Raw genomic sequence first — 9,971 nt, 5'->3', positions numbered from 1 at the left:
GGCGCGCGAGGTCGGCCCCGAAGGCCGGCTCGGCGGCCAGGCGAACGTGCTCGGCGTCGCGGGCACCTGGAAGGATCTGACGGACAGCGTCAATTCCATGGCGGGCAACCTAACGGCGCAGGTGCGCAACATCGCCGAAGTCTCGACCGCGATTGCCAATGGCGACTTGTCGAAGAAGATCACGGTGTCAGTCTCGGGTGAAATCCTCGAGCTCAAGGAAACGCTGAACACCATGGTCGATCAGCTGAACCGCTTTGCTTCCGAAGTCACGCGCGTTGCCCGTGAAGTCGGCACCGAGGGCAAGCTCGGTGGCCAGGCGCAGGTGCCGGGTGTCGCGGGTACCTGGAAAGACCTCACCGAAAACGTCAACTCCATGGCCTCCAACCTTACCGGCCAGGTTCGAAACATCGCCGAAGTCACGACGGCCGTGGCGCGCGGCGACCTGTCGCGCAAGATCACCGTCGACGTGAAGGGGGAAATCCTCGAACTGAAGAACACCATCAATACAATGGTGGACCAGCTCAACGCCTTCGCCGGCGAAGTGACGCGCGTCGCCCGTGAAGTCGGCACCGAAGGCAAGCTTGGCGGCCAGGCGCAGGTCTCAGGCGTCGCAGGCACCTGGAAGGACCTAACCGACAGCGTCAACTCCATGGCGGGCAACCTGACGGCGCAGGTGCGCAATATCGCCGAGGTCGCGACCGCAATCGCCAATGGCGACCTGTCGCGCAAGATCACCGTCGACGTGCGCGGCGAAATCCTGCTCCTGAAGGATACTTTGAATACCATGGTCGATCAGCTTCGCTCCTTTGCCGGCGAAGTGACGCGTGTCGCCCGCGAAGTCGGCACCGATGGCAGGCTCGGCGGCCAGGCTGTCGTTCCTGGCGTCGCCGGCACCTGGAAGGATCTGACCGATAACGTCAACCTGCTCGCCGCCAATCTGACGACCCAGGTTCGAAACATCGCCGAAGTCACGACAGCCGTGGCGCGTGGCGACCTGTCGCGCAAGATCACCGTCGACGTGAAGGGGGAAATCCTCGAACTGAAGAACACCATCAATACGATGGTGGACCAGCTCAACGCCTTCGCCGGCGAAGTGACGCGTGTGGCCCGCGAAGTCGGCACCGAAGGCAAGCTCGGCGGCCAGGCGCAGGTGCCGGGCGTCGCCGGCACCTGGAAAGACTTGACCGACACCGTCAACGTCATGGCCGCCAACCTGACCGAGCAGGTCCGCGGCATCGTCAAGGTGGTGACGGCGGTGGCGAACGGCGACCTCGAGCAAAATCTCACCGTCGCATCCAAGGGCGAGGTGGCCGCCCTTGCCGAAACCATCAACAATATGACCAACACGCTTGCGACCTTTGCCGATCAGGTGACCACGGTGGCGCGCGAGGTGGGCGTGGAAGGCCGCCTCGGCGGTCAGGCGAATGTTCCGGGCACCGCGGGAACCTGGAAGGACTTGACCGGCAACGTCAACCTGCTGGCAGCCAACCTGACGACGCAGGTGCGCGCCATAGCCGAGGTGGCGACCGCCGTCACCAAGGGTGACCTGACGCGCTCGATCAAGGTCGACGCGCGCGGCGAAGTGGCTGAGCTCAAGGATAACATCAACACGATGATCGACAACCTCAGGCTCACCACCGAGCGCAACACCGAGCAGGACTGGCTGAAGACCAATCTGGCGCGCTTCACCAACATGCTGCAGGGGCAGCGCGACCTGACGCTGGTCGGCAAGATGCTGCTGTCGGAGCTCGCGCCTCTGGTCGGTGCCCATCAAGGGGTTATCTACCAGGTGGATGCCGACGAGCGGCAGCCGATCTTGTCGCTGCTCTCCGTCTACGCGAAAGGGGGCGAGGCCGCGCACCCGGCACGTCTCGAGTTCGGCCAGGGACTTGTCGGCCAGTGCGCCAGCGACGCTCGCCGCATCCTGGTCACCGACCTTCCCGACAATGTCGTTCCAATAAGCTCCGGCGTGTTCACGACCCTGCCGAGAAGCGCCATCGTGCTGCCGGTGCATTTCGAGGGGCAGGTGAAAGCAGTGATCGAGCTGGCCTCCGCCGGCGAATTCACCGAGTTGCAGCTGTCGTTCCTCGACCAGCTGACGACATCGATCGGCATCGTCCTCAACTCGATCGAAGCGACCATGCAGACCGAAGGCCTGCTCAAGCAGTCCCAGCAGCTTGCCGCCGAGCTGCAGACGCAGCAGCGCGAACTGCAGCAGACCAACGAGCAACTCGGCCAGAAGGCGCAGCAGCTGGAGGAACGCAACGTCGAAGTCGAGGCGAAGAACCAGGAGATCGAGCAGGCCCGGCGCGCGCTGGAGGAAAAGGCAACCGAGCTCGCGCTGACATCGAAGTACAAATCCGAATTCCTCGCCAACATGTCGCACGAGCTGCGCACGCCTCTGAACTCGATCCTCATTCTCGGCCAGCAGCTGGGAGAAAATCCGGATGGCAACCTGTCGGGCAAACAGGTCGAGTTTGCAAAGACGATCCACGGCGCGGGAACCGATCTGTTGAACCTCATCAGCGACATCCTCGACCTGTCGAAGATCGAGTCCGGAACGGTCTCGGTCGATGCCGAGGAGATTTTTGTCAGCAACCTGCTCGAGATGATGGCGCGGCCATTCCGGCACGAGGCCGAAAATCGGAACCTGTCGTTCTCGGTCGACGTCGGCGCCGATGTCGCGAAGAGCCTCATCACGGATTCGAAGCGACTGCAGCAGATCCTAAAGAACCTGTTGTCGAATGCCTTCAAGTTCACAGCGCAGGGCGGCGTGACGCTTCGTGTCGCTTCGGCAACGAGCGGCTGGTCGTCCGATCACCCCTCGTTGAAGCATGCGCCTTCTGTCATCGCCTTCGAAGTCGTCGACACCGGCATCGGCATACCGCCTGAAAAACAACGCATCATTTTCGAGGCCTTCCAACAGGCGGATGCCTCGACAAGCCGCAAATACGGCGGCACCGGCCTCGGCTTGGCGATCAGCCGCGAACTGGCAAACCTCTTGGGCGGCGAGATCCAGCTGCGCAGCACCCCCGGTGTCGGCAGCACCTTCGTTCTCTACCTGCCGCTCACCTACGTGGGCGCCGGCGCGGTTGCGCCGAAGTCGGTTCCGCCGGCAAATGTCGTGGAATTTGCCGAAGCGGCAGCAAACCGCCGCGCCGACAAGCCGACCGAACATGTCGAAGATGATCGCCACCAGATAGCGGCCGGCGACTCGGTGCTGCTCGTCGTCGAGGACGACGCGCATTACGCCCGCGTCCTGGTGGATCTCGCCCGCGACAACGGATTCAAGGTTCTGGTGGCGATGCGCGGCAGCGATGCGCTCGCACTCGCGCAGGACTACAGGCCGGCGGCGATCTCGCTCGACATCTTCCTGCCCGACATGCTCGGCTGGACGGTGCTGAGCCAGCTCAAGCAGAATCCGCAGACGCGGCATATTCCGGTCCAGATCATCAGCCTCGACGAGGATCGCCAGCATGGGCTGACCCGCGGCGCCTTCGCTTTCATGAGCAAGCCGACGACGCCGGAAGGCCTCGGCAAGGCGCTGTCGCGATTGAAGGCCTATGCGCAGCCGCGTCGCAAGCATCTGCTGCTCGTCGAAGACAACGAGGCCGAGCGTCTGAGCGTCACCGCCCTTCTCGGACACGACGACATCGATATCACCAGCGTCGGCTCGGGATCGGAGGCTCTCGCCGCTCTTCGGCAGAATGCCGCCGACTGCGTGGTGCTCGACCTTTCCTTGCCCGATATGTCCGGCTTCGAGGTGCTGGAGCAAATACGCGACGACGCCGAGATCGGCGAGGTGCCGGTGGTCGTGTTCACCGGCCGGGAGCTTTCCGCTGAGGAAGACGCGACGCTGCACAGCATGGCCCGGAGCGTCGTGGTGAAAGGGGTCGAGTCGCCCGAGCGTCTGCTGGATGAGACAGCCTTGTTTCTGCACCGGGTCGTCGCCGACCTGCCGGCCGCGAAGCAGGCGACGCTGCAGGACCTGCACAGCTCGGACGAGGATCTGGTCGGCGAGACTGTGCTGCTCGTCGACGACGACGCCCGCAACATCTTCGCGCTGAGCAGCGTCCTCGAACGCCGGGGAATGAAGGTCCTGACTGCGACGACCGGCAGCGAAGCCATCGACGTCATCAACAACGAACCCTCTGTGGCGATCGTGCTGATGGACATCATGATGCCCGGAATGGACGGCTACGAGACGATGCAGGTCATCCGTTCGGAACCCCGGTTCCGACGGCTGCCGATCCTGGCGCTGACGGCCAAGGCGATGAAGGGCGACCGCGAGAAATGCCTGGAAGCGGGCGCGTCCGACTACCTGGCGAAGCCGGTCAATACCGAACAGCTGTTGTCGGCTCTTCGCATGTGGCTGCATCGCTGAGGATCTCGCCATGAACCCCGTCAACATCCTCCTCGTCGACGACCAACCGGCAAAGCTCCTGAGTTACGAGGTCATTCTCGACGAGCTCCAAGAAAACCTCATCAAGGCGCAATCCGCTCGCGAGGCCTTCGAGCACCTGTTGCGCACCGAAATCGCAGTGATCCTTGTCGATGTCTGCATGCCCGAACAGGATGGGTTCGAGCTGGTCAGTATGATCCGGCAGCATCCGCGCTATCAGAACACGCCGATCATCTTCGTTTCAGCCGTCATGCTGGCGGAACCCGACCGGCTGCGCGGCTATGCGGTGGGCGCGGTCGACTATGTCTCCGTCCCGATCGTCCCCGAAGTGCTGAGAGCCAAGGTGCGGGTCTTTGCCGATCTCTACAGGAAGACGAGGGAACTCGAACGCCTGAACGCCGAGCTGGAGGCCCGCGTTCACCAGCGCACCGCCGAACTCGAGGCCTCGGCAGCGCAGTTGCGTGAGCTAAACGAGGAACTTGAGCATCGGATCGATCAACGGACACGCGAGCGCGAAGAGGCGCTCGCACAGCTGTTCGAGGCGCAGAAGCTCGACACGATCGGCCACCTGACGGGTGGCGTAGCCCACGACTTCAATAACCTCCTGATGGCAGTTCTCGGCAGCCTGAATCTCCTGAAGAAACGGCTTCCGGCCGATGAACGCAGCGAACGCCTAGTGACGAACGCGATTCAAGCGGCCGAGCGCGGCACCGCGCTGACTCAGCGCCTGCTTGCCTTCGCACGCCGCCAGGAGCTCAAGCCACAGGCGGTCGACTTCCTCCGGCTGTTCGAAAACGTCGAGGATCTTCTCGCCAAGGCGGTGGGGCCGCGCATCGAAATCCACAAGAGCATCCCGGCGGATCTCGCCCCTCTTCTGGTCGACAGCAACCAGTTGGAACTGGCGCTGCTCAACTTGTTTGTCAACGCGCGGGATGCGCTCGAAAGCGGCGGAGCCGTGACGGTGGCCGCGGCGGCAGCCGAAGAAGCCCGGCCGGCCAGCCTGGCAGGCGGAAATTACATCAGGATATCGGTGTCGGACGATGGCGAGGGGATGGACGAGGCAACGGTCTCGCGTGCCGCCGAACCGTTTTTCACCACCAAGGGGGTCGGCAAGGGCACCGGTCTCGGCCTGTCGATGGTGCATGGCCTGGCAGCGCAATCCGGCGGCTCGATCCAGATATCGAGCGTCAGGGGCAAGGGCACGACCGTTTCCCTGTGGCTCCCCGTCGCCGAGACATTCGTCAAGGTGCAGCCGGTCGTCGAGCCTCCTGCGACGGAGCCTTTGAAACCGGCGTCGCGGCCGCTCGCCATTCTCGTCGTCGACGACGACGCCCTTGTCAGGACGGGAACCGTGGCAATGCTGGAGGATCTCGGGCATCTGCCACAAGAGGCGTCTTCCGCTTCCCAGGCTTTGGAATTCTTTGCTGACGGACAGGGTTGTGATCTCGTCATCACCGATCATGCCATGCCGGGGATGACGGGCGCCGAGCTTGCGCGTCACCTTCGCTCCTCCTTTCCAGGCCTGCCCATCATCCTTGCCTCGGGCTATGCCGAGTTTTCCGAAGACCATGGCCTCGGCCGGATGCTGCGGATGAAGAAGCCATTCACACAGGAACAGCTTCAGGCGGCGATGGACCAAGCGCTCGGGTAAAATCGCGGCGGCCTGACGATCAAAGCGTAAACATGCCGAGGCGACCGGCGCGGCCATGCTGGTGACAGCGACCGCTTTCGCGCGTCCGCTTGCGGACGAAACTTTTTCCTCCCGCAAAAGTTACCCAAATCCCATCCCAATTTCATCGAAGGCTTTCTCTTGACCAAAATGACATTCGGACCGGCATTCACCGAAGGGGGCATTCTATTCCGCCTCTGGGCTCCCCTGCATGAAAGCGTGTCGTTGAAGATCGAAGGCGCTGATCCGTGGCCGATGCAGGCGACTGAGGACGGCTGGCACCGCTGCACGGTCGCGCAAGCCCATACCGGTACGCTTTATCGCTTTGTCCTGCCGGACGGTTCCGAAGTTCCCGATCCCGCCTCGCGGTTCCAGCCACAGGATGTGCGCGGGCCGAGCGAAGTGGTCGACCTTTCCACCTATCGCTGGACGACGAGCGACTGGACGGGTCGGCCATGGGAAGAGATGGTCATCTACGAGATGCATATCGGCTGCTTCACGCCGGAGGGTACTTTCAAGGCCGCGATCGAGCGGCTCGACCATCTGCATGCGCTGGGCGTTACGGCGCTACAGATCATGCCGCTTAGTGAATTTCCCGGCCGTTACAGCTGGGGCTATGACGGTGTGCTTCCCTATGCTCCGGACAGCAGCTACGGCCGGCCGGAAGATTTCATGGCGCTGGTTGACGCAGCACACCTGCGCGGCATCTCGGTTTTCTTGGACGTGGTCTACAATCACTTCGGACCTGACGGCAATTTTATCCCCGCCTATGCGCCGCTCTTTACCGAGCACCACAAGACGCCCTGGGGCAACGGCATCAACTACGACGGCGACGGATCGGAGATGATCCGCGAATTCATCATCCAGAACGCCATCTATTGGATCACCGAGTTCAGGCTCGACGGTTTCCGCTTCGATGCCGTCCACGCCATCAAGGACAACAGCGCCGAGCATCTGCTTCACGCGCTCGCCCGCCGCGTCAAGGCCGCCGCCGGCGACCGACTTGTCCATCTGATCGTCGAAAACGAGGAAAACGACAGCGATCTGCTGAAGCGTGACGAAAACGGAGAAGTGAGGTTGTTCACCGCCCAATGGAACGATGACGTGCACCATGTGCTGCATATCACTGCTACGGGCGAAACCTTCGGCTACTATGCCGATTACGTCGGTGACGCCGGTAAGCTCGGCCGGGCGCTGGCGGAAGGTTTCGTGTTTCAGGGAGAACATATGCCCTACCGCGGCGGAAGCCGCGGCAGGCCGAGCGGCCATCTGCCGCCCACCGCTTTTATCTCCTTCATCCAGAACCATGACCAGATCGGCAATAGGGCGCTGGGGGACCGGGTTCTGGCTTCGAGCCCGGCTGATGTCGTCAAGGCTGTCGCTGCGATCTACCTGCTGGCGCCCGAGATCCCGATGCTGTTCATGGGCGAGGAATGGGGCGCCAGAGAACCTTTCCCCTTCTTCTGCGATTTCGACGAGGACCTGAACGAGAAGGTCAGGAAAGGCCGTCGTGAGGAGCTCTCCCGTCTGCCGGGCTTCGACGCCGACGACCTTCTCGACCCGACGGCGCCATCGACCTTCGCGGCTGCCAAGTTGGACTGGTCGAAACTCGCCTCCTCCGATGTCTTCGATTTTTACAGGACGCTTCTCGACCTCCGACACCGGAGGATCGTGCCATTGCTCAAAGGCGCTGGCGCCGGAAACGCGGTCTATCGCTCGGCGGGAAGCGCACTCGCGGTGGATTGGACCCTGGCGCAAAACCGGCGTCTGCATCTGCGCGCAAACCTCGGTACCGAGGCGGCGACGCTCGCCTCGCAGCAGGACGACGGCGAGACGATCTTCCGTCTCGGCGGTAGCGATGGCGGCAATCTCGCGCCCTGGACAGTGATCTGGAGCATCGGCGAGGCGTGACGGCGTGCTGACAGGAAGGCGATCGGACGATGAAATCTGCTGAGCTCGACAAGCTCGCCCGCCGGCACGGCATCAGCCCGACTAGGCCCAGTCCCGACAATCGGGAGGTGGCGATATCAGGCGAGACCAAGCGCAAGATCCTCTCGGCATTGAAGATCGACTTGCCGGGAGCGGCCGATCACGAGACCGGCGCGATGCGGCGGGAGCCTAAGCCGGCGGCTAAGAAGATCGCCAGGTCATTTCTGCCGGAGTTCCTTTCCAGCACGCGGGTCTGGGGTGTGAGCCTGCAGCTTTACGAACTCCGTTCGGGACGCAACTGGGGCATAGGAGACTTCGAAGATCTGGCCGATATGGCGGATCTCCTGGGATCGCTGGGCGCCGATTTCATCGGCCTCACCCCGCTCCACGCGCCGTTTCTCGCCGATCCCGAGCGTTGCAGCCCCTATGAGCCCTCGAGCCGCCAGCATCTCAACCCGCTCTATATCGCGGTCGACCGGTTGCCGGGTTTTGCCTGTAGTCCGGAACTCGAACGGCAATTGGCAAGCCTTCGCCAAACCGATCTCGTCGATTACGCCGGCGTCGCACAAATCAAGCTTAGAGTCCTGCGCGATCTCTGGCTGGCCTGGCGACAGTGCAGGGTGATTGACGAGGCCTATGATCCGGCCGATTTCGACGCTTTTATCGCGCAAGGTGGTAACAGCCTGCGGCTGCACGCGCTTTTCGAATGCCTCTCTCTTTCCATGGTCGAGCGCGGGGCAGGCGCCGGCTGGCAACGGTGGCCGGCCGATTTCCAGCGCTTCGACAGCGCCGCTGTCGCCGAATTCGAGCGCGGACACGCGGAGGATGTCCGCTTCCATATGTGGCTGCAGTGGCTCGCCCACCGCCAGCTGATGCAGGCGGCGGACCGGGCTGGGAAGGCCGGCCTACGGATCGGGCTCTATCTCGATCTCGCCGTCGGGGAGGCCGTCGATGGCTCGGCGACATGGAGTGAGCCGGATATCTATGTCTCCAAGGCCACGATCGGCAGCCCTCCTGATCCCTTCGCCATAGATGGGCAGGACTGGCACCTTGCCGGATACCTGCCTTCCGCGATCGCCGCAGGAGATATGTCGCCTTTCCGGCGCATGCTAAGTGCTGCCATGCGATATGCCGACGCCATCCGCATCGACCACGCCGCAGCGCTTCGCCGCCTCTTCCTGGTGCCATTGGGCAGCAGGCCGGACGGCGGCGCCTATGTCCGCTATCCCCAGGATCGGTTGCTGCAGATCCTCGCCGACGTATCCGCCGAGCATCGGTGCCTCGTCATCGGAGAAGACCTGGGACTGATCCCCAAGGGATTGCAGGACGATCTGGCCGCGGCCCACATTCTCTCCTACCGCATCCTTTCCTATGAACAGGACGAGAGGGGCTTCAAGCCGGCGGACGTCTATCCCGTCCTGGCTTTGGCCTGCATTTCGACGCACGACCACCAGACCCTTGCCGGCTGGTGGCGCGGCGCCGACATTCAGGCCCGGTGCGAGCACGGCATCGTGCCGCCCGATCTCACCGAGGCACATCTCGAAGACCGCAAGCGCGAGCGGAGGAACCTGAAAGCGGCGCTGAAGGCTGCCGGCCTCGACCTGCCGGCCAGGCTTTCCCAAGCGCGGGCAAGCGAGCAGACGCTGAGGGAATTGACGGTCGGCGCCTACCGCTTCATCGCCAGAACGCCCTCGCTTCTCGCCGCGGTCCGTCTCGCCGATCTCACCGACGAAAAAAGGCCAACCAATGTGCCAGGCACCAGCGACAGCTATCCGAACTGGAAGCCGAAGCTATCGGTTTTGCTCGCGGATCTGATGTCGAGCCCGCTGCTGAAGAGCGTGACGGCGGCAATGCGGGAGGAAAGGCCGCGGGAGTGACCGATGTCGGGCGGCCGTCAGCTCCGTCATTGTCGTTCGATCGGGCTCGTCGCGCATGTGGAAATCGATCGAGGAGGGAACGAATAGGAAGCCG

3 protein-coding genes and 1 pseudogene are annotated in these 9,971 nt (G+C 63.0%); all 4 read left to right on the top strand.

Translation table 11 applies throughout. The features are described 5' to 3' along the window. The coding region (locus MOV76_RS03600; RefSeq protein WP_247263840.1) for a response regulator at nt 1-4,384 on the top strand (4,384 nt) is incomplete at its 5' end. Nucleotides 4,385-4,394: 10 nt separating this feature from the next. Continuing rightward, nucleotides 4,395-6,069, top strand: a pseudogene (locus MOV76_RS03595) (response regulator). Between the two features lie 152 nt (nt 6,070-6,221). Continuing rightward, complete coding sequence (gene treZ / locus MOV76_RS03590; protein WP_247263844.1) at nt 6,222-7,982, top strand: malto-oligosyltrehalose trehalohydrolase; 1,761 nt, start codon at nt 6,222-6,224, stop codon at nt 7,980-7,982. A 29-nt stretch (nt 7,983-8,011) separates the two neighbouring features. Beyond that, entirely contained in the window at nt 8,012-9,877 is a 1,866-nt protein-coding gene (gene malQ / locus MOV76_RS03585) for a 4-alpha-glucanotransferase (protein WP_247263838.1), read from the top strand. The last annotated feature ends 94 nt before the right edge of the window (nt 9,878-9,971 follow it).

It is taken from the genome of Rhizobium sp. PRIMUS64, assembly GCF_023006465.1.
Taxonomy (GTDB): Bacteria; Pseudomonadota; Alphaproteobacteria; order Rhizobiales; family Rhizobiaceae; genus Rhizobium; species Rhizobium leguminosarum.
This window is presented reverse-complemented; position numbering and strand designations above follow the sequence as displayed.

Excerpts from the sequence above, each read along its gene's own strand:
- treZ (WP_247263844.1), top strand. The coding sequence starts at position 6,222 with ATGACATTCGGACCGGCATTCACCGAAGGGGGCATTCTATTCCGCCTC.
- malQ (WP_247263838.1), top strand. The coding sequence starts at position 8,012 with ATGAAATCTGCTGAGCTCGACAAGCTCGCCCGCCGGCACGGCATCAGC.